Origin of the sequence: Anaerostipes faecis, assembly GCF_910574135.1 — a bacterium.
Lineage (GTDB): Bacteria > Bacillota > Clostridia > Lachnospirales > Lachnospiraceae > Anaerostipes > Anaerostipes hominis.
This window is the reverse complement of record NZ_CAJSYK010000004.1, coordinates 41,647-60,912: the sequence shown is the minus strand read 5'-3', so window position 1 is coordinate 60,912 and position 19,266 is coordinate 41,647. Positions and strand designations below refer to the sequence as shown.

21 protein-coding genes and 1 pseudogene are annotated in these 19,266 nt (G+C 45.1%); all 22 read right to left on the bottom strand.

Translation table 11 applies throughout. The features are described 5' to 3' along the window. Positions 1-22: 22 nt before the first annotated feature. Positions 23-979 carry a hypothetical protein gene (locus QGT46_RS04505; RefSeq protein ID WP_024726564.1) on the bottom strand — a complete coding sequence of 319 codons (957 nt, stop codon included), beginning with the start codon at positions 977-979 and terminating at the stop codon, positions 23-25. Beyond that, complete coding sequence (locus QGT46_RS04500) at positions 957-1,412, bottom strand: hypothetical protein (protein WP_024726563.1); 456 nt, start codon at positions 1,410-1,412, stop codon at positions 957-959. The genes QGT46_RS04505 and QGT46_RS04500 overlap by 23 nt, the downstream gene beginning before the upstream one ends. Before the next feature lie 92 nt (positions 1,413-1,504). Beyond that, entirely contained in the window at positions 1,505-2,425 is a 921-nt protein-coding gene (locus QGT46_RS04495) for a metallophosphoesterase family protein (protein WP_024726562.1), read from the bottom strand. Beyond that, entirely contained in the window at positions 2,422-3,543 is a 1,122-nt protein-coding gene (locus tag QGT46_RS04490; protein WP_024726561.1) for a DUF4474 domain-containing protein, read from the bottom strand. Before QGT46_RS04490 ends, QGT46_RS04495 begins: the two co-directional genes overlap by 4 nt. A 236-nt stretch (positions 3,544-3,779) precedes the next feature. Continuing rightward, positions 3,780-5,249, bottom strand: a pseudogene (lysS, locus tag QGT46_RS04485) (lysine--tRNA ligase); the annotation flags it as partial. Positions 5,250-5,261: 12 nt separating this feature from the next. Then, the gene (greA, locus tag QGT46_RS04480; RefSeq protein ID WP_024726559.1) at positions 5,262-5,741 is read right to left on the bottom strand and encodes a transcription elongation factor GreA; all 480 of its coding nucleotides are present in this window, start codon (positions 5,739-5,741) and stop codon (positions 5,262-5,264) included. Between the two features lie 115 nt (positions 5,742-5,856). Next, the gene (locus tag QGT46_RS04475) at positions 5,857-6,783 is read right to left on the bottom strand and encodes a glycosyltransferase family 2 protein (RefSeq protein WP_148458641.1); all 927 of its coding nucleotides are present in this window, start codon (positions 6,781-6,783) and stop codon (positions 5,857-5,859) included. Between the two features lie 11 nt (positions 6,784-6,794). Further along, positions 6,795-7,784, bottom strand: a complete 990-nt coding sequence (dusB, locus tag QGT46_RS04470) for a tRNA dihydrouridine synthase DusB (protein ID WP_148458642.1) — start codon at positions 7,782-7,784, stop codon at positions 6,795-6,797. Continuing rightward, positions 7,768-8,535, bottom strand: a complete 768-nt coding sequence (locus QGT46_RS04465; protein WP_024726556.1) for a type III pantothenate kinase — start codon at positions 8,533-8,535, stop codon at positions 7,768-7,770. Before QGT46_RS04465 ends, dusB begins: the two co-directional genes overlap by 17 nt. Before the next feature lie 3 nt (positions 8,536-8,538). Next, positions 8,539-8,868 carry a DUF6145 family protein gene (locus QGT46_RS04460; protein ID WP_148458643.1) on the bottom strand — a complete coding sequence of 110 codons (330 nt, stop codon included), beginning with the start codon at positions 8,866-8,868 and terminating at the stop codon, positions 8,539-8,541. A 12-nt stretch (positions 8,869-8,880) separates the two neighbouring features. Continuing rightward, positions 8,881-9,864, bottom strand: coding sequence for a biotin--[acetyl-CoA-carboxylase] ligase (locus tag QGT46_RS04455; protein WP_148458644.1), 984 nt, complete (start codon positions 9,862-9,864; stop codon positions 8,881-8,883). A gap of 3 nt (positions 9,865-9,867) precedes the next feature. Further along, entirely contained in the window at positions 9,868-10,806 is a 939-nt protein-coding gene (gene argF, locus QGT46_RS04450) for an ornithine carbamoyltransferase (protein ID WP_148458645.1), read from the bottom strand. 38 nt (positions 10,807-10,844) lie between these two features. Continuing rightward, positions 10,845-11,498, bottom strand: a complete 654-nt coding sequence (locus QGT46_RS04445; RefSeq protein WP_148458646.1) for an SGNH/GDSL hydrolase family protein — start codon at positions 11,496-11,498, stop codon at positions 10,845-10,847. Between the two features lie 74 nt (positions 11,499-11,572). After that, complete coding sequence (locus QGT46_RS04440) at positions 11,573-12,322, bottom strand: amino acid ABC transporter ATP-binding protein (RefSeq protein ID WP_006565743.1); 750 nt, start codon at positions 12,320-12,322, stop codon at positions 11,573-11,575. Beyond that, a complete protein-coding gene (locus QGT46_RS04435; RefSeq protein ID WP_024726550.1) occupies positions 12,312-12,995 on the bottom strand; it encodes an amino acid ABC transporter permease in 684 nt (227 codons plus the stop codon). The genes QGT46_RS04440 and QGT46_RS04435 overlap by 11 nt, the downstream gene beginning before the upstream one ends. An 11-nt stretch (positions 12,996-13,006) precedes the next feature. Then, entirely contained in the window at positions 13,007-13,813 is an 807-nt protein-coding gene (locus tag QGT46_RS04430; RefSeq protein ID WP_024726549.1) for a transporter substrate-binding domain-containing protein, read from the bottom strand. A gap of 73 nt (positions 13,814-13,886) precedes the next feature. Further along, complete coding sequence (locus QGT46_RS04425) at positions 13,887-14,858, bottom strand: SPFH domain-containing protein (protein ID WP_024726548.1); 972 nt, start codon at positions 14,856-14,858, stop codon at positions 13,887-13,889. A gap of 10 nt (positions 14,859-14,868) precedes the next feature. Continuing rightward, entirely contained in the window at positions 14,869-15,294 is a 426-nt protein-coding gene (locus tag QGT46_RS04420; RefSeq protein ID WP_024726547.1) for an NfeD family protein, read from the bottom strand. Positions 15,295-15,296: 2 nt separating this feature from the next. Beyond that, a complete protein-coding gene (locus QGT46_RS04415; RefSeq protein WP_024726546.1) occupies positions 15,297-16,070 on the bottom strand; it encodes a TrmH family RNA methyltransferase in 774 nt (257 codons plus the stop codon). Between the two features lie 61 nt (positions 16,071-16,131). Continuing rightward, positions 16,132-16,776: a potassium channel family protein gene (locus tag QGT46_RS04410; RefSeq protein ID WP_024726545.1), complete on the bottom strand. Its 645-nt coding sequence runs from the start codon at positions 16,774-16,776 to the stop codon at positions 16,132-16,134. 23 nt (positions 16,777-16,799) lie between these two features. Beyond that, positions 16,800-18,158: a TrkH family potassium uptake protein gene (locus tag QGT46_RS04405; protein ID WP_024726544.1), complete on the bottom strand. Its 1,359-nt coding sequence runs from the start codon at positions 18,156-18,158 to the stop codon at positions 16,800-16,802. Positions 18,159-18,226: 68 nt separating this feature from the next. Next, positions 18,227-19,216 (bottom strand): 6-phosphofructokinase, encoded by a 990-nt coding sequence (gene pfkA / locus QGT46_RS04400; RefSeq protein ID WP_006566089.1) that lies wholly within the window; start codon positions 19,214-19,216, stop codon positions 18,227-18,229. Positions 19,217-19,266: the final 50 nt, after the last annotated feature.

Here is a 19,266-nt window from a genome sequence, read left to right as displayed (position 1 = left end):
ACTGATAAAAACTGCTCCAAATCTACTCTCCCTTATGTTTTTTAAATCCAAATTTCTTCCCGGCAGGATTGATCTTCGTGATATTGATCTCTTCCTCATTGACCCTGCTCTTGGGAATCGCCTTGACATAATAGTAATAATCCTCATCCTCAAACTCCAAGGTCTCTTGTCTGGAGTAGTCAATGACGATCTTGAAAAACTGCATGATCATCACAACCAGAATGCTTACCGCCGCAATGATCAGCTCTCCGCCGATATCTACGCGGTTTCCAGTAAAAAATCCGCCAACCAGCACGATGGTCACATAGGCAATACCTCCGATAAAGATTGAAAAATACCATCCGTAATCCACCTGCATCCTGCGAATCCCCACAATCAGGGCTGCCACAAAAATAAAACACAGAATATAGATAATTAACTGCTTATTCTCTATCGTTCCCTGAAGTACAAAATTATACAACTGGCTGCCAAATGAACCGTTATTTACCTGTACTACTCCGCTCTGGACTGTCTGTGCAAAGATGTACAGAAATGTTCCCATAACAATCGCCGGGATTCCCGTGATCCCAATGAAGCTGCCCACAAACAGTGGAATGACGGCAGTCAAATGGAAAAAGAAAAATACCGGGGTCATAAAAAATAAATATCTCATTTCAGGAAACATCCGCTGATACAGCAGATAGTAAATACCCATGATAATAAAATACAATATTGCGATCTCCATCGATACCACAGATAAATGAATGATAATGATCAGATTGCACAGCAAATATGTCATCGAAAATGGCAGGAATACGCAGATACCCGCCAGGATCAATGTGCTGAACGGCTGACTTAGTATTTTAGAATATCCAAACAGTGAATTGATCACATAAAATATGAACACCCCTCCTATGAACTTTCCCAGAGGTCCGCAGACCTGCCAATGGGATGACAGGAATTTTAATAGCTTTTCTCTATAAATCAATAATTTTTCCATCTGCCAACTCCTCTGTATCTATCTTCGGGCTTTTATCTTCGTTCTCTTCTTCCTCATAAACTTCCAGAAGCTTCTCCAACTGTCTTTCATATGCATTGATGCGCACCATAGCCTCATTATAGCGATGCTCCGCTCTGGACCGGGTGGTCTTTACATAGCAAAAGAAAAGGATTCCAAAACAGAATAAAATCAATATTGCCGGTACAGCGATGGTCCCTTTCCGCATCATAGAAATTACGTTTTCTATCTGAAATATGATTATGATCCCGCTGAGAAGCAAGAGCGCCACCACTAGAGCAACTCCTACTTTCATTGTTTCCATTCTTACATAATCACTGCAGCTATAACGGTTGATCCTTAAATCCTTGACGCCCTCTTTTTTTTCGTACTGGGCGAGCGAAGTCATAATCTTTATTTTTTTTTCTGAAATCATAGGATTCACCCCTCCTTTTTAGCTGCACCGCCGGACATGGTGACATTATATCACAAAATGAGGTACAGACCAAGGCGTCTGTACCTCATTGTTTACTCTTTTATTTTCTTTCTCATCCGTGTGTACTCTGTGAGAGATGCCGGCCCCTCCAGCACTTCCCGCTCCACTCTTAAGATTCTGTCTCCTCCGGAACGGACAGACCATTTCACCAGAGAGATCTCATTATCTTCAATCTCAATACATGTGATACACCGCGGATGCACACAGCTCCCGGAATTAAAATAGAATCCTTCCTCCGGTGTGGAGAATGCGGGCCGGTGTGTATGCCCGGCGATCAAGATCTGCTGCCTGTTGCAGCTGTAGTCAGCCAGCCTTTTCTCAACTCGTTCTTTGGCTTTTCTAGGGCGTCCGGCACCGGTTGGATCCAAAAATCCTATCAGCTCCATATGACGCCACACATACCGCACTAAAAACCGGGCCAGCGGCCATAGTGTATCATTCAGGAAATCTCCCTGGAAACCGTGTACCATAAATATTTCATTTCCATCTTTCCTGTTTTGGAAGACCAAACCTTCTTCCACAGTAATTCCGGGAAGAAGAGGCTGTTCAGTATGGGCGGAATTACAATAATAATTGTGGCAGTGGCGGTTCATATACCCCTTATTCCGTTTGACTATGTCATGGTTTCCATACACCATATAAAGCCGTTTTTGTTCGTAAAATCTGGACAAGATCCAGAAGATGTCATCGTGAACCTCCGCAATGGTCTTCAGTCTCCTATTTTCCCACAGTTCATCACCGTCTCCAAGTTCAATATACGTAAATCCTTCATGGAAATAATATTCCAGAGCGCCAAGACACACATCCTGATTGGCCAGAAAATTATCTCCTGCGTTCCCCTGTCCTCGGTGACAGTCGCTCATGATCACCAGTTTTGAATCAGAATCAAACGTTACAACCGGTGCATGTTTATAAACCTGATCCAGTTTTCTCTTTACGGTCCTATAACTCATTCTTCTTTCTGCCCTTTGCAATCATCACAGGAGTCTGTATTCTGGCAACGGCAGTCATGCGGCTTGCATTCCCGTTTCGGAGGAGAAGGGTAACAGAGATGACATACGGGCCCCTGCGGACATGAAGGGTCTTGAGAACACGGCGGCTCTGGCGGACGCGGTGGCTTCGGCGGTCTTGGATCCGGTCTCTTACCTATCAGCCAGTCTTTGATCCATTCAAATGCCCCATAGAGACCTTTTGTATATAGGGAGTCCACAAATATCGCGTAGAGCTCCGGCATGATGGCTTTTATATATTCCACCTTATCAAGTGTGTCACTATACTTTTCAGTAGAGAATTCATATAATCTACAGTTATTTCTGTTTGTTTTCTGAACAACAGCTTCCTGCAGTCCATCCCTTGCTTCCGGCTGCACTGAATGAGGTGTCGTATAATGGATACGCACCGTGTTCCTGCGTACAGAAAATTCCCTTTTTCTATATCCAAGATTCCTTAAACTGTCTATAAATACATCTCTCATTTCCCGGTTAGGAAATGTTATGGATGCATCCATAACAAGTGAATCCGGTTCTGAAAATTCCCCCAGCTTGAAGCCAGTCAGCCACCAGTGGACATCCTTACGGCGCAGAATAACTTTTCCATTTCTCTTTAGAACATATGACATTGGCAGTCTTTCATCATCCCGTATATTTTCATAAAAAGTTCCTTGAAACTTTTCATGATCGATGTCTTCCCTCTCCGTATTATATATACCAATCTCCCCTCCGGTAGTGATTCCGTACTGACCTTTCCACAGTTCTATCAGCCATCTTTTTCCCCCATAAGAGAAAGTGATAGGCTCACAATCCATAATCATATTAAACAAGGGCGCACCCTCATCATAAAGACGACAATATCCAACTTCCCGCTGCCAACAGTCCATCAGAGAATAGAAGTAATCACCATTTATTTCATATGCAAACCCGGCTTCTTTGAGGTCGGCATTTAATTCCATTTGTTGTTGCCGTTTATTCGCATTCGGACGAAACCTGCGGCTTCTGATCCGCCATACGATGACAACAGCCAGCACAGCTATTATGACAACAGCTGCAATAATTATAATAGGCGTCGCTAACACAATAATCCTTCCTTTATTTATCTTAGTAATACATTTTATTCCACACCTCCTTCTTTCGTTACATTTGGCACGTGTATGATACTCTTTTTTGGACTTACTATTTCATCCACGCAAATGTCACTATAAACAACAAAAGAAGACCACTTCTCAGTAGTCTCCCTTTCTTTTCATTATCTCTTATATTTATTGTATAAACAATCGTCTAGTTCTGTTGATTACAGCTGCCTCTATTTATCCAGGCTCTTCATCGTCGGGAATAACAATACATCCCTGATCGCAGATGAGTCTGTCAGCAGCATGACCATTCGGTCTATTCCAAAACCAATGCCTCCTGTTGGCGGCATACCAATTTCTAATGCATTCAGGAAATCTTCGTCTGTGGAATTTGCTTCTTCGTCACCCTGGGCGAGCAGTTCTTCCTGTGCCTTAAACCGTTCTCTCTGATCGATGGGATCATTAAGCTCGGAGTAGGCATTTGCCATCTCCCATCCGTTCATGAAAAACTCAAACCGTTCCACATAGTCCGGATTTTCCGGCTTCTTCTTCGTAAGAGGAGAAATCTCAACCGGATGATCCAATACAAATGTAGGCTGTACCAGATTGTCCTCCACGAACTCCTCGAAGAACAGATTAAGGATATCGCCTTTTTTATGGCGTTCTTCATATTCTACGTGATGTTCATCCGCAGCTTTTCTTGCCTCTTCAACCGTATGGATCTCGTCAAAGTCAACACCCGCATATTTCTTTACAGCCTCAACCATTGTGATCTTTTCAAACGGTTTGCCCAAATCCATCTCAATGCCATTGTATGTGATCGTGGTGCTTCCCACGACTTCCTGTGCCAGATAGCGGTACAGATTCTCTGTCAGTTCCATCATTCCATTGTAATCTGTATACGCCTGGTATAATTCCATCAGAGTAAATTCCGGATTATGTCTTGTATCTACACCCTCATTTCGGAATACACGGCCAATCTCATACACCTTTTCCAGGCCGCCGACGATCAGTCTCTTTAAATACAGTTCCAGGGAGATGCGGAGTTTTACATCTTCATCCAATGCATTATAGTGGGTCTCAAACGGTCTGGCCGCCGCTCCTCCGGCATTCGGCACCAGCATCGGTGTTTCTACTTCCATAAATCCCTGTCCGTCTAAGAAGGAACGGATCTTGCTGATGATCTTAGAGCGTTTAATAAACGTGTCTTTGGATTCCTCATTCATGATCAGATCCACATACCTCTGGCGGTATCTGGCGTCGGTATCCTTTAAGCCATGGAATTTCTCCGGAAGGGGCTTCAGGCTTTTTGATAAGAGTACAACCTCTTTTGCGTGGATGGACTTTTCGCCGGTTTTGGTCGCAAATACAGTACCTTTGATTCCGATGATATCTCCAATATCCATCTTTTTAAAGTCCTTGTATTCCTCCACACCGATTTCGTCTCTGGCCACATATGCCTGAATCCGTCCCTCAAGATCCTGTATATTACAGAAAGAAGCCTTTCCCATGACCCTCTTGAACATCATCCGGCCTGCAACAGACACTTCTTTTCCTTCCAGTTCTTCAAAATGGTCTTTGATCTCCATAGAGTGATGCGTTGTATCATACTTCATGATCTCAAACGGATTTTTTCCTGCACTCTGTAATTCTTCCAGTTTATTTCTGCGTACCTTGACAAGTTCGCCCGCATCTTTGTTCTGTTCTGCCACTTTCCAATCCTCTTACTTTCTCTTAACGTCTAAAACTTTATATTTATTCACCTGGCCTACGCCTTCCACTTCTACCACATCTCCGATCTTCGCCCCGAGCAGTGCCTTGCCAATCGGTGCTTCATTGGAAATCTTGTTATTCAGAATATCAGCCTCTGTGGAACCGACGATATGATAAGTAACTTCTTCATCAAATGTGATGTCTTCTAACTTTACAAGGCAGCCAAGGCTGATGACACCGTGCTGAAATTCCTCATCGATCACCTCTGCATTTTTCAGGATCTGTTCTAATTCTTCGATCCTTGCCTCAATGTCCCTCTGCTCATCTTTCGCAGCATCGTACTCGGCATTCTCTGATAAGTCTCCCTGCTCCCTCGCTTCTTTGATCTTCTGGGCTACTTCTTTTCTTTTGACAACTTTTAAATCCTGTAATTCATCCTCTAATGTCTTTAAGCCCTCCTGAGTCAGAATATTCTTTTTTGCTTCTGCCATATTTTCGCTTCCTTTCCTTCTATATCAATCCTTCTGTCCGTCTGGTTCGTACACGCTCATCCGTAAATTATATCTCAGCGGTAATTTGTTTGTCAACTAAGGATGTTCTCTTTCTTTAGTTTTTCTCTTTTACAATGAAGATCGGCCTGTTTTTTGTCTCCAGGTATGCTTTTGATAAGTACAGTCCTACAATACCAGTACATAGAAGCTGTACTCCACCCAAAAATGTTATAATACACACCAGAGAGGGCCAGCCCGCTACTGGATCACCAACCAATAATGCCCTAATAATAATCACGAGCAAAAGGATAAACGACAAAAAGCAAATTACCATTCCAATGACGGATACAATTGACAGAGGTGTCGTTGAAAAAGCAATAATTCCTTCCAAAGCATAACGAAATAGTTTCCAGAATGACCATTTGGTTTCTCCGACTACCCGTTCAACATTTTCATACTCAAGCCATTTTGTTTTAAATCCGACCCATCCAAAAATACCTTTTGAAAACCGGTTGTATTCCTTCATTGATAGAATAGCATCCACCATAGACCGCTTCATAAATCGGAAATCTCTGGCACCATCAACAATATCCGCATCTGACATCTTATTAATAATCTGATAAAACTTCCTCGCAAAAAATGACCGGATCTTAGGCTCCCCTTTTCTTGTTACCCGCCTGGTAGCAACGCTGTCGTACTCGCCTTGCTGAATCACCTTATACATTTCCGGAATCAATGACGGAGGATCCTGTAGATCCACATCCATCGTCACTGCATAATCTCCGCCTGCATTCTGAAGCCCTGCGTAAAGTGCTGCTTCCTTTCCAAAGTTTCTTGAAAAAGAAATATACCTGACTCCAGAATCCTTTTGAGCAAGTTCTTTCAATACCTTAAGTGTCCCGTCACAGCTTCCGTCATCCACAAACAGCAATTCAAAATCCAGTTCAGGGACTTTCTGCATGACCTTCTGCATTTCTTCATAATAATAGGGTATAGCCTCTTCTTCATTAAAACACGGCACTATACATGTACATACTTCCATACCAAGCCCTCCTATCCTTCGTTTTTGTATCCGCTCAGAAGTTCAGCCAGCTTTCCGATACTTTCCGCATGATTTACCTGATCTCTCAGCTTTGCTGCTCCGGCAAGTCCATGCGTATACCACGACACATGCTTTCTCATCTCCCGAATCCCAATGTATTCTCCCTTACAGTCGATCATCATCCTGGCATGCCTAAGAACCATCTGGATGATCTCTTCCATGTCCGGCCTGTCAAGGAGTTCCCCTGTCTCAAAATAATGACTGAGTTCCTTAAAAATCCAGGGGTTTCCTTTGGCGCCTCTGGCAATCATCAGGCCGTCGCATCCAGTTTCATCCAGCATCCTCTCCGCATCCAGCGGTGAATTGATATCCCCGTTTCCTATGACTGGAATAGAAACTGCCTCTTTGACCTGCCTTATAATGTCCCAATCCGCTTTCCCCGAATAATACTGCTCTCTTGTTCTCCCGTGTACAGCGACCACAGCCGCTCCGCTCTGTTCTGCGATTTTTGCCATCTCAACTGCATTTACATGTTCGTCATCAAAACCTTTTCTGATCTTCACCGTCACCGGTACACTTAACCTGTCTGCCATGGCTTTAATGATCTTTCCTGCGAGGACAGGATTTTTCATCAGGGCCGATCCGTCTCCGTTATTTACAATCTTCGGCACCGGACAGCCCATGTTGATGTCAATGATGTCAAAACCCATATCCTCGATCCTGACAGCCATGTCTGCCATCAGTTCGGGATCGGAACCAAAAATCTGGGCTGCAATGGGCCTTTCTTTTTCCTCTTTTGCAAGAAGAGGACCTGTGTTGGGGCTGTTGTAGTACATTCCCTTGGCACTGACCATCTCCGTACAGAGAAGCCCAGCCCCCATCTCCTTGCACAAGAGACGATAAGGAAGATCCGTGACCCCTGCCATAGGCGCCAGCACAAAGGGATGTTCAATTTTAATATCTCCAATGTACAATGGCTTTAGTCTACTGCTGCTTTTCATAAATAATCCGCAATCCCTTCAGTGTCAGTGTGTCATCAAAACAGTTAATCTCCGGAACCTCCCTGGAGATCATTTTTCCCAGACCGCCAGTGGCCACAACCTTCATGTCCTCAAATCCAGTTTCCTTCTTCATCTGCTCAATGATATATTTTGTCTCTCCGATGACCCCGTACATAAGTCCTGCCTGCATGCTCGTGATCGTATTGGTGGCAAGTATACTCTCCGGCGTCTTTATCTCGATCTCCGGAAGCCTTGCCGCTCCCTTCCACAAGGCATTGGCAGAGGTCCGGATGCCCGGCGCGGTGACTCCGGCCAGAAATACTCCGTCTTCCGTAACCACGTCATAGGTGGTCGCAGTCCCGTAATCGATCACCAGAGTAGGCCCTCCGTAAATTTCATAGGCAGCTACAAGATCCACGATCCGGTCTGCTCCTACTTCCCTGGGATTCAGCCTTCCCAAGTTAATCCCGGTCTTGATGCCGGGCCCGACGATCACCGGAGTCACATCAAAATATTTGATGATTCCGTTGGTGAGAGAATACATGATATTCGGCACTACCGATCCGATGATCGCAGCGCTGATCTCCTTTGTATCCAAACCCTTGGCGGCGATCATATCCCGGATCAGAATTCCGAACTCATCTGAAGTTCTCGGAAGTTTCGTTGTGATGCGAAACAGTTCCACCAGATCCTTCTCCACAAAAATACCGGCTGTAATATTGGTATTTCCCACGTCCATTGTCAATAACATTGCTTATACCTCTTCTCCCAGAAAGAACACCCGAAAAAACAGTTCCAGCGATTGCCAGAGGTCCGCTCTGTCCCGCTGCATTTCTTTTATCTTCAGTGCACTTCCGATTTCATCATAAAAATAATCATTTTCCGCGGCTGTCGTTTTAAATGACAGCTTCCCGTCCTCATCAAACTCAAGCGTTAAAATGCCCCCGATCTCTTCTGTGTACAGCACACAGGCAATCTTTAATTCATCCTTGATCTGCTGTGGAAGGGATTCAAAATCTTCATTTAAATAATACTTCTTTTCATATCCATTAGAACCGCATAGAGTTATGGTCTCCTGATACATACTTCCTCCTGTTTATACACTGTAACCGTGGATTCCCCGTATCGATACTTCTCCGGAAAAAATCTCTCTGGTCCGTCCGAGAGAATCTTCCACGATCAATTCTCCGCGCCGGTTGATCCCCCCGGACTTACAGATATATTCATCATTTCCCCTTACAACTTTGATCTCCTGTCCGCGATGTGCAAGAAAACTGTTATATTCTTCCATCAGAATGGAAAAATCCTGAGTTTTTTTAAAGATTTCATAATCATACTCAAAATATTCCAGCACCCTGCAGAGAAGTTTGATCCGGTCGGCAGATTTTCCCGTCTCTAAAAGCAGAGATGTAGCTTTGTCCCTGACTTCTTCCGGAAATTGTCCAATATTGGCATTGATCCCGATTCCTACAACAATATAATTCAGTTCATCCATCTGAGCGCTCAGTTCCGTGAGGATTCCGCATACTTTTTTTCCGTTGATCAGGACATCATTGGGCCACTTAATCTTTCCGTCAATGCCTGCTGCATCTTTGATTCCTTTTTCTACGGCCAGAGCCGCCACAAGAGTCAGCATGGAGCTGTTTTCCAGCTCGACATCCGGTCTCAGTACAAAACTCATCCAGACACCCTGTCCCGGCATTGAAACCCAGGAGCGGCCTCTTCTGCCCTTCCCTGAGGTCTGTTCTTCCGCTGTCACAAGTGTCCCGTGGGAAGCTCCCGCCTCCGCGAGTCTCCTCGCCTCCAGATTGGTGGAATCCACTGTTTTCATCACCTTGATCGTTTTACCAAGCCAGGAAGTTGAAAGACTGCTCTTTATATCTTCTGCCAGGAGAATATCCGGACATTTCACCAGTTTATATCCCTTATTACTCACAGAGTCAATAACATAGCCTTCTTCTTTCAGAGCCTTTATGTGTTTCCAGACTGCGGTTCTCGACACCCCGAATGTTTCGCACAATTCCTGCCCGGATACATAGCCTCCGCATCGTTTTAATTGTCTGAGGATCTTTTCTTTCATTGTTTATTTTTCCCCAAGAGTTGCGACCATAACCGCCTTAATCGTATGCATGCGGTTCTCCGCCTCATCAAAAATCACTTCCGCATGCTTTTCAAATACATCTTCTGTGACTTCATTTCCTTTTACCGCCGGCAGACAGTGCATGACAACGGTTGTGTCTTTCTCTGTTTTCTTCATCAGTTCATCGTTGACCTGGAATGGCTTCAGCAGAGCCACCCTCTCTGCGGCTTTGTCTTCTTCACCCATAGAGCACCAAACGTCGGTGTAAATACAGTCGGCTCCCTTTACAGCATCGGTGTCTTCAGTAAAGGTAAGCTTGGCTCCGGACTCCTGGGCATACTTTCTGCACTGCTCTGTCAATTCTTCTTTTGGCCAAAGGCTTTTGGGGGCCAGACAGGTGAAGTTGATCCCCATCTTTGCACATCCTATCATGAGAGAATTGCCCATGTTATTGCGTCCGTCCCCTGCGAAGACGAAGTTTAAGCCCTTTAATTCTCCGAACTGTTCTCTCAGCGTCAGAAAGTCTGCCAAAATCTGTGTCGGATGATAATCGTCGGTGAGGCCGTTCCATACCGGAACACCGCTGTATTTCGCCAGCTTTTCCACATTTTCATGTAAAAATCCCCTGAATTCGATGCCGTCGAACATTCTTCCGAGGACTCTGGCCGTATCCTCCACGCTTTCTTTATATCCAAGCTGGATATCGTCCTTTCCCAAATACTCAGGATGTCCGCCTTCATCAATACATCCGATGGTAAATGCGCATCTCGTCCTCGTGCTCGGTTTTTCAAAAATCAGGGCGATATTTTTACCCTTCAAACTGTCTCCTGTTTTGCCTTTTTTCTTATCTTCTTTTAACTGTGCCGCAAGGTCCAGCAGATAACCGATCTCTTCCGGGGTAAAATCCTTCAGTGTTAAAAAATTTCTTCCTTTTAAATTCATCTTTCTTCCTCCGTTTTATGGCCTTTGCATAACAATCATTATATAGCACCCAATATGTTTTCACAAGCCTTACTGATGGCTTCTCCCAGCTTTCTGTGCCCCTTTGCACTCAAATGGCATGCATCTTTTTCGGACGGTTCTGCAAACTGTGCGGCATCCATAAAATGAATACCGTAAAGGTCTGCCCACTCTTTATAAACAGGCGCCAGACGCCTGGAATATTCACACGCCCGCTCAAAGCCCATTGTCTCTCCATCTGCCACTTCTCTTATATTCTCCCCGATCAGGATCGGCGACACCAGGAGAATTTCGGCCGGTTTCCCATCCTCTCTCTTCTGAGGCGTGATCTCCAATATCTTTTTGATCAGCCGTTCAATGGCTTTCCCAATATCCACCGGTGTCAGCTGAAACCGGATCTTCAGATCGTTGGTACCCAGCATAAGTACCACGAGGTCCAAAGGCCCATGCGAATGGAGACAGGGCTCCAGGTAGGCAAAACCGTTTCTTCCAGGACGGATCTCGTCTTCAAAGCAGGTGGTCCTTCCGTTGAGGCCTTCCGGGATCACCCTGGCCCGTCCCTCCATATTTTTCTCTAATATACTCGTCCATCTCAAGTCATATGGATACCGGAAACCGTTTTCCGGGTTATAGCCGTATGTATTTGAATCTCCGTAACACAGAATTGTCTTCATGAGAAACCTCCTTATAGAATAAAAACAGCCGCTTCTTATTTTCGTCATAAGAAGCGGTTGCTCTGTATCGTTTATTATAATACCTGATTTAAGAAATTAATGGTTCTTGGTTCCTTTGGATTGGCCAGCAGCTCATGCGGTTCTCCCTGTTCGACGATATATCCACCGTCCATGAAGATGATACGGTCCGCAACTTCTCTCGCAAAGCCCATCTCATGTGTCACAACAACCATGGTCATTCCGTTTTTGGCCAGCTGTTTCATAACATTTAGAACTTCACCGACCATCTCCGGGTCCAGCGCGCTGGTCGGCTCGTCAAACAGCATGATGTCAGGATGCATGGCAAGCGCTCTCGCAATCGCCACACGCTGTTTCTGTCCTCCGGAAAGCTGTGCTGGATAGACATCGGCCTTTTCTTCGAGTCCCACATCTTTCAGTAAGTTTCTTCCGACAGTCTTGGCTTCGTCCAATGTCATTTTCTTTAACTGTACCGGGGCCATTGTGATGTTTTCCAGTACGGTCTTGTGCGGGAACAGATTGAAGTGCTGGAATACCATGCCGATATTCTCTCTCACTTTGTTAATATCTGTACCCTTGTCCGTGATGTCGAATCCGTCGACAACAACTTCTCCGCCAGTGATAGTTTCAAGGCGATTAAGGCACCTTAAAAATGTACTCTTTCCGGAACCGGAAGGTCCGATCAGACATACGACCTCTCCGTCTGCGACTTCCAGATCCATTCCTTTTAATACCTCTAACTCACCGAAACTCTTGACCAGCCCTTTTACTTGAACCTTCACTTTTTTATTATCTTTATTTTCCATAAGACAACTTCCTTTCCACAATATTTGCCACCTTAGAAAGGATGGTGCAGATCACCAGGTAATAGATAGCTGCCATCACATAAATGCTCATGACAGAGGTCGGCTCGTTCGCCGTAATGATCTGGCTGTTCATCGTGAGTTCCCGGATACCGATGGCATACACCAGAGAGGTATCCTTAATGGAAATAATGAACTGGTTAATGATAGAAGGAAGCATTGTCCTGATCGCCTGCGGAAGAATGACCTTTGACATGGCCTTTCCGTAAGGCAGTCCGAGGCTTCTTGCCGCCTCCATCTGGCCCTTGTCCACAGACTCGATCCCCCCGCGGACGATCTCAGCCATATATGCGCCGGCATTTAAACTGAGGGCTACTACGGCAGCCATAAAAGGACCTCCGAAATCATCCCAGTTTAAATCCATAGGCTGCAGAAAGGCTCCCGCCACTCCGTAGTACATGATAAATACCTGTACGACAAGAGGAGTTCCCCGGATAATATCTACGTAAATCTTGCAGATAATATTCAGTATCTTGTTTTTTGATACGCTGAACATACCAAAGATAATACCGATGATGCTGGCACAGATCAGAGAAGCCAGGGCAAGCTGCAGTGTCAGTCCCAGCGCCGTCGAGAATGACGGAAAATACTGTTGAAATAGTTCTATAAAGTTCATAATCTGTCCGCCTACTTAGTCTTTGTATATTTATCTACAATTTCCTGATATTTTCCGTTGTCTTTAATCTTCTTTAATCCGCTGTTAAACTTCTCTACGAGTTCAGAGTTTTTGCCCTTCTTTACAGCAAATCCATACTGGCTTCCGCTCTCGGATGTGAAAGCTACCTGTAATTTCAGATTCTTCTGCCCAATCTGATAAGAGATGACCGGGAAATCTTCAAAGCATGCGGCTGCATTTCCTGTCAGCACTGCCTGGTACATTGTCGGTGAATCCTTGAACTGTCTTACTTTATAGCCATACTTTTCAGCATTTTCATTGGCATATGTGGCACCTACCGTACCTACTTTTGCTGCCACTGTCTTTCCTTTCAGGCTGGAAAGTGCTTCTTTTTCTGCTTTTTTCTTGTCTTTAATATTATCAAATGTCTTTCCGCCTTTTTTTACAGCGAAAGCGACTTTAGAATCATAGTAAGCTTCAGAAAAATCGTATTTCTGCTTTCTTTCCTTGGTTATAGACATACCGGCGATCATTGCGTCGCTCTGTCCGGACTCTACAGAAGCCATGGCAGCATCGAAACCAACCGCTGTCACTTTGTACTTGAATCCTTCTTCTTTTGCAATCGCATCTAATAAATCAAGGTCGATTCCTACACGGTTACCATCCTTATCCTCAAATTCAAATGGTGTAAATGTTGTGTCAGATGCAATCTTATATGTCTTTTCCTTGGAGTCTTTCTTATTTCCGCCGCCGCATGCAACCAGGCTGATCCCCATGACAGCTGCGAGACCTACTGCTAAAACTTTTTTCAATCTCATTCCTTTTTCCTCCTAAATGATAATATTCGTGCCTTTTCGTTTTGAAAAAGTACACACTAATGGATATTATATCTTATTTTGAAGAATTGGTCAAACTCTCTTCAATTTCGTCCCTTAGAGAAGGTTTTTCGTCCGCGGCCACTTCCGTGATGGATTTCACCAGTCCTGCGATTCCCTGGATCTCAGATGGGACAATGATCTTCGTAGCTTTTCCGTCTGCCGCCTTTGCAAATGCTTCCAGGCTCTTTAACTGGAGTACCGCATTATCTGGGGAGGCTTTCTTTAAGAATTCGATACCGTCTGCGTTAGCCTTCTGGATCTGTTTGATCGCTTCCGCCTGTCCCTCAGACTCCCTGATGGTCGCTTCTTTATTCGCCTCTGCACGGAGGATCGCAGATTCTTTGTCACCCTCTGCTTCCAGGATCACTGATTCCTTATGGCCTTCTGCGCGGAGGATGGCGGATTTCTTTTCACCTTCCGCACGGAGGATCGCTTCTCTTCGCTCCCTCTCCGCCTTCATCTGTTTTTCCATGGCATCCTGGATCGCTGACGGCGGAATGATGTTCTTTAATTCCACCCGGTTGACTTTGATTCCCCATGGGTCTGTTGCTTCATCTAAAGTAGCACGCATCTTCGTATTAATAGTTTCTCTGGATGTCAATGTCTGGTCAAGCTCCAGGTCACCGATGATATTTCTCAATGTTGTAGCTGTCAGATTTTCGATGGCCATGATCGGATTCTCAACTCCATATGAATAAAGCTTTGGATCTGTGATCTGAAAATAGACGACTGTATCAATCTGCATGGTAACATTGTCTTTTGTGATAACCGGCTGAGGTGGAAAATCCACAACCTGTTCCTTCAGGTTTACTCTTCTTGCCACTCGGTCAATGAACGGGACCTTGATATGAAGCCCTACAGACCACGTTTCCTTGAATGCTCCCAGACGTTCCACCACATAGGCATTTGCCTGCGGAACGATCCGGATGCTGGAAAGCATCGCCATGATGATAATGAAAAATAAGATCAATAATAAAATAAACATTCTGCACCTCCTACTTCTTGCTCACGATTAGTTTCACACCTTTAATTTCCTCTACGATTACCTCTGTCTCTTCCGGGATTTCCTCATCATCGGCAGAACGCGCCGTCCAATCCATACCCTGGATGTAGACCATTCCCTGGCCTTTAATATTGATGATTCTTTTTTTAACAATACCTGTCTTCCCAATCAGGCTCTCTGCATTGGTCTTTTCTGTCTTGCTGTTCAGATATTTTTTGGCCCACGGCCTTGCAAATACAAAAACGACACAGGAAACTGCCGCGGCCAGGATCAACTGCCCGAAAAATGGCAGGCCCAGTCCCGCGCCGATGGCTGCTGCCAAAGACCCGACCGCAAACCAGATGCTCGTAAGTCCCAGGGTCAATATCTCCAACAAGAGGAAAACAGCGACCGCTATCAACCAGTATACCATATACATAATCAGCTACCTCCTTTTCTCTGCCTCCTGGCCTCATACATGAGAAGTCCTCCGGCCATAGCTGCATTTAATGATTCGACCTGGCCTTCCATCGGGATCCTGATCCTCTTATCTGCCAAAGCCGCAATTCGGTCTGTCAGCCCATTCCCTTCGTTGCCTATGAGAAATGCACTGATTTTATCATAGCATTCATCCGTGTAATCTGAACCGTCCAGATGCGCCGCGTAAACATGAATGGAACGCTGCTTTAACAGTTCCACTATCTCAGCCAGATCCTCCACATAACAAAACGGCACCCGGAAGATGGAACCCATAGTAGAGCGTATGACTTTTGGGTTGTAGATATCCACCGTATCTTTACTCATGATGACACAGCAGACTCCTGCTCCTTCTCCGGTCCTGATCAATGTCCCCAGATTTCCCGGATCCTGTAGGTTCTCCAGCAAAAGAATGCTGTTGCCGTCCCTTTTGAATATTTCAGAAATCGGGGTCTGCTCCATTCTCACCAGGGAAAGAATCCCCTGGGGTGTCTCTGTATCAGAGATCTCACGGAAAACTTGGGGAGATACCTCCTCAAAAGAAATTCCCCGGAGTATTTCTCTATGCTCCTTTATAAAATCACTGGAGACAAATACTTTTTCTCTCCGGTCCTCCGGTATCTCCCGAAACATGCGGAGTCCCTCAATAACAAACAGTCCGGTCTTTTTTCTCTCTCTGGAACTTTTCAGTAATTTTACCACCTGTTTGATCTGTTTATTCTGTGATGTTGTAATCATAAGTTTTTCTCCACTATCTAAAGCCGGTACAGGAAAACCCCAGTCCGGACATCACTTCCATTTATCTAAGCTTGATCAAATCTTCTTTATTTCCAATCACAATCAGGCTGTCGCGCTCATTTAATATCTGGTCTGGATCCGGCGCCCCGTTAAAATCTTCTCCACTGTGGATGGCCACAACATTGATGTTATATTTCCCACGGATATCCAGCTGGCGCAGGTTTTTCCCAACCCAGCCTTTTTTCAGATGGATTTCCACGATACTGGTCTTGGATGACAGGTCAAACAGGTCCATCACTTTTCCACTCACAAGATTGTAGGCAGTCCTGGCACCCATTTCCTCCTCAGGATATACCACCTCATCGGCGCCGATCCTTTTTAGAATCTCTCCTTTCAGCCTTCCATCTGCCTTAGCAAGGATATACGGAACTCCGATCTCCTTTGCGATCATCAGTGCCATAACACTGGCTTCCAGACTTTCCGCAGTGGCAATGACCACCCCGTCCATCTCTTCCAGCCCGATGCTGTTCATCACTTCCATATCTGTGACATCCGCACAGACTGCACAGGTAACATAATCCACAATATCCCGGACCAGCTCTTCCTTCTGGTCTACTGCCAGCACTTCCGCCCCATCTTTCATCAGATTTAAGGCCACACTCTTGCCAAATTTACCAAGCCCAAGCACTGCATATGATTTTCCCATTATCCTTACTCCTTTATATGCTTTTATCCTAAAATAATATCTTCTTCCGGATACGCTGCCAATACTTTCTTTTTACCCCGGACTGCAAATCCCACTGCCAAAGAGACAGGACCGACCCTTCCCAGATACATGGTGACGATGATCGCCAGCCTTCCGATCACACTCAAATCCGGTGTCAGTCCCTTGCTAAGACCCACGGTTCCAAGTGCGGAGACACATTCATAACATGTATCCATAAAGGATGCGGTGTCAGATACCAGTACGATCAAAATAGAAGACAACAGTACAATCAGATTGACACAAATGATCGTCAGTGCCTTTGGTATAACATGCATTGGTATGGTTCTCTTAAATATATGGATCGCTCCCTCCTGCTTGACCGTTACGAGCACACAGTAAACCAAAACAACAAATGTGACCGTCTTAACTCCGCCTGCTGTTCCCACAGGAGAGCCTCCGATGAACATAAGAATCATAGAGATCAGAGAGGAGCCCTCGGTCAGCGCCGCCTGGGGAACAGTCTCAAATCCCGCCGTTCTTACTGTGACAGACTGGAACATAGATGCCATGAGCTTATTGCCAAGAGAAAGGTTTCCTATTGTTTTAGTATTTGCATATTCAAAGATAAAAATAAATACGGTACCGATAAAAATTAAAATCACTGTGGTGGACAATACGATCTTAGAGTGAAGTCTCAGCTTTCCGAAAGCTCTGCGAAGCGGGAATTCCCTATGGATCAGTTCCCTGAATACCCGTAGCAAGTCCCTCCAAACGATAAAACCGAGGCCTCCTAAAATGATCAGCCCCATGACAGTAAAATTCACTACTGGGTTTGTAATGTAGCTTCTGAGACTATCCATCTGCACGATATCGATCCCTGCGTTGCAAAAAGCGGAAATAGAGTTAAAAACAGATGCCCATATGCCGTATTTTACACCGAATTCCGGAATAAACTGTGTTGCAAATAATGCCGCTCCGATCCCTTCTATAATAAAAGTCCCCTTTAAAATCTTGCGGACCAGTTCTATGAGACCGGACATTGTATTCAAGCTGAAGGACTCCTGGATCAGGATTCTGTTTTTCATTGTCAGCTTTTTCTTCAGAAACAAAAACATTCCTGTGGTGAATGTGATAACACCCAGACCTCCCAGCTGTATCAGCACCAGGATCACCAACTGTCCGAAAGTACTCCAGTAAGTCATCGTTGTCTCCACCACCAGCCCGGTGACACACACAGATGTTGTGGATGTAAACAATGCGTCAATATAAGGCGTGGCGTGGCCGTTCCTTGACGCGATCGGCAATGTCAGCAGCACAGACCCAATCAGTATGACAAATAAGAATCCAAATAATATAATATGGACCGGCTTAATCTTCTTCATTCCCTTTCATTTCTCCTTATATACAGAAAAAGCCATCTTTAAAAGATCGCTTTTTCCATAAAATCTTTTTATTTTCCAAGTAAATGGGCAATCTGTAATTGATAGTCATCCACATGCTTTTCCATTGCCAGACCCTCGTCCATATCGATGTCCATGAACTTTCCGTTCTGATATCCGACGATACGGTTGCTCTTTCCTGCACATAAAAGATCCACTGCATAGGCTCCCATCATAGAAGCATACACCCTGTCTTTTGCTGTAGGGCTTCCGCCTCGCTGCATGTGACCTAAGATCGTAGCTCTTGTCTCAATTCCTGTAGCTGCCTCGATCCTCTTGGCCATGCCGTAGGAATGTCCAACACCTTCCGCATTAATGATCATATGATGAGTCTTTCCTAACGCTCTGTTCCTGAGCAGATGTTCGATGATCTGCTGCTCTAACTTCGGCATGTTGCCGTCAAAGCTTTCCGGGATCAGGATATCTTCCGCTCCGGTTGCCATTCCGCACCACAGTGCGATATATCCGGCGCCGCGTCCCATTACCTCAACGATACTGCAGCGCTCGTGGGATGTGGATGTGTCCCTGATCTTATCAATGGCTTCCATCGCCGTGTTGACTGCTGTATCAAATCCGATGGTATACTCGGTACATGCGATGTCAAGGTCGATGGTGCCGGGAATTCCGATGGTGTTGATCCCAAGTTCCGCAAGTCTCTGCGCTCCCTGGAAAGAACCGTCTCCACCGATGACAACAAGTCCGTCGATTCCCTGTTCGCGGCACACCTCTGCGCCTCTCTTCTGTCCTTCCGGTGTCTTAAACTCATCACAGCGGGCAGTAAATAAGATGGTTCCTCCCCGTGAAATACTATCTGCAGTGTGTCTTGAAGTCAGATCGATGATATCTTCATTCAATAAACCATTATATCCTTTTCTGATACCCTTTACATTTAAACCGCGCTCTAAACCGACTCTAACGACTGCTCTTGTGGCAGCGTTCATTGCGGGTGCATCCCCTCCGCTGGTCAGTACTCCAATTGTTCTTACTTTCGGTGTTCCCATGTTAAAATCCTCCAAATAATAGCATAAAATTATATTTTGTTAGACTCATT

Excerpts from the sequence above, each read along its gene's own strand:
- QGT46_RS04505 (WP_024726564.1), bottom strand. The coding sequence starts at position 979 with ATGGAAAAATTATTGATTTATAGAGAAAAGCTATTAAAATTCCTGTCA.
- QGT46_RS04415 (WP_024726546.1), bottom strand. The coding sequence starts at position 16,070 with ATGATTACAACATCACAGAATAAACAGATCAAACAGGTGGTAAAATTA.
- QGT46_RS04410 (WP_024726545.1), bottom strand. The coding sequence starts at position 16,776 with ATGGGAAAATCATATGCAGTGCTTGGGCTTGGTAAATTTGGCAAGAGT.
- QGT46_RS04425 (WP_024726548.1), bottom strand. The coding sequence starts at position 14,858 with ATGTTTATTTTATTATTGATCTTATTTTTCATTATCATCATGGCGATG.
- QGT46_RS04430 (WP_024726549.1), bottom strand. The coding sequence starts at position 13,813 with ATGAGATTGAAAAAAGTTTTAGCAGTAGGTCTCGCAGCTGTCATGGGG.
- pfkA (WP_006566089.1), bottom strand. The coding sequence starts at position 19,216 with ATGGGAACACCGAAAGTAAGAACAATTGGAGTACTGACCAGCGGAGGG.
- QGT46_RS04465 (WP_024726556.1), bottom strand. The coding sequence starts at position 8,535 with ATGTTATTGACAATGGACGTGGGAAATACCAATATTACAGCCGGTATT.
- QGT46_RS04440 (WP_006565743.1), bottom strand. The coding sequence starts at position 12,322 with ATGGAAAATAAAGATAATAAAAAAGTGAAGGTTCAAGTAAAAGGGCTG.
- QGT46_RS04495 (WP_024726562.1), bottom strand. The coding sequence starts at position 2,425 with ATGAGTTATAGGACCGTAAAGAGAAAACTGGATCAGGTTTATAAACAT.
- QGT46_RS04475 (WP_148458641.1), bottom strand. The coding sequence starts at position 6,783 with ATGGAAGTATGTACATGTATAGTGCCGTGTTTTAATGAAGAAGAGGCT.
- QGT46_RS04460 (WP_148458643.1), bottom strand. The coding sequence starts at position 8,868 with ATGTATCAGGAGACCATAACTCTATGCGGTTCTAATGGATATGAAAAG.
- argF (WP_148458645.1), bottom strand. The coding sequence starts at position 10,806 with ATGAATTTAAAAGGAAGAAATTTTTTAACACTGAAGGATTTTACCCCG.
- greA (WP_024726559.1), bottom strand. The coding sequence starts at position 5,741 with ATGGCAGAAGCAAAAAAGAATATTCTGACTCAGGAGGGCTTAAAGACA.
- QGT46_RS04455 (WP_148458644.1), bottom strand. The coding sequence starts at position 9,864 with ATGAAAGAAAAGATCCTCAGACAATTAAAACGATGCGGAGGCTATGTA.
- QGT46_RS04500 (WP_024726563.1), bottom strand. The coding sequence starts at position 1,412 with ATGATTTCAGAAAAAAAAATAAAGATTATGACTTCGCTCGCCCAGTAC.
- QGT46_RS04435 (WP_024726550.1), bottom strand. The coding sequence starts at position 12,995 with ATGAACTTTATAGAACTATTTCAACAGTATTTTCCGTCATTCTCGACG.
- QGT46_RS04405 (WP_024726544.1), bottom strand. The coding sequence starts at position 18,158 with ATGAAGAAGATTAAGCCGGTCCATATTATATTATTTGGATTCTTATTT.
- QGT46_RS04420 (WP_024726547.1), bottom strand. The coding sequence starts at position 15,294 with ATGTATATGGTATACTGGTTGATAGCGGTCGCTGTTTTCCTCTTGTTG.
- dusB (WP_148458642.1), bottom strand. The coding sequence starts at position 7,784 with ATGAAAAGCAGCAGTAGACTAAAGCCATTGTACATTGGAGATATTAAA.
- QGT46_RS04445 (WP_148458646.1), bottom strand. The coding sequence starts at position 11,498 with ATGAAGACAATTCTGTGTTACGGAGATTCAAATACATACGGCTATAAC.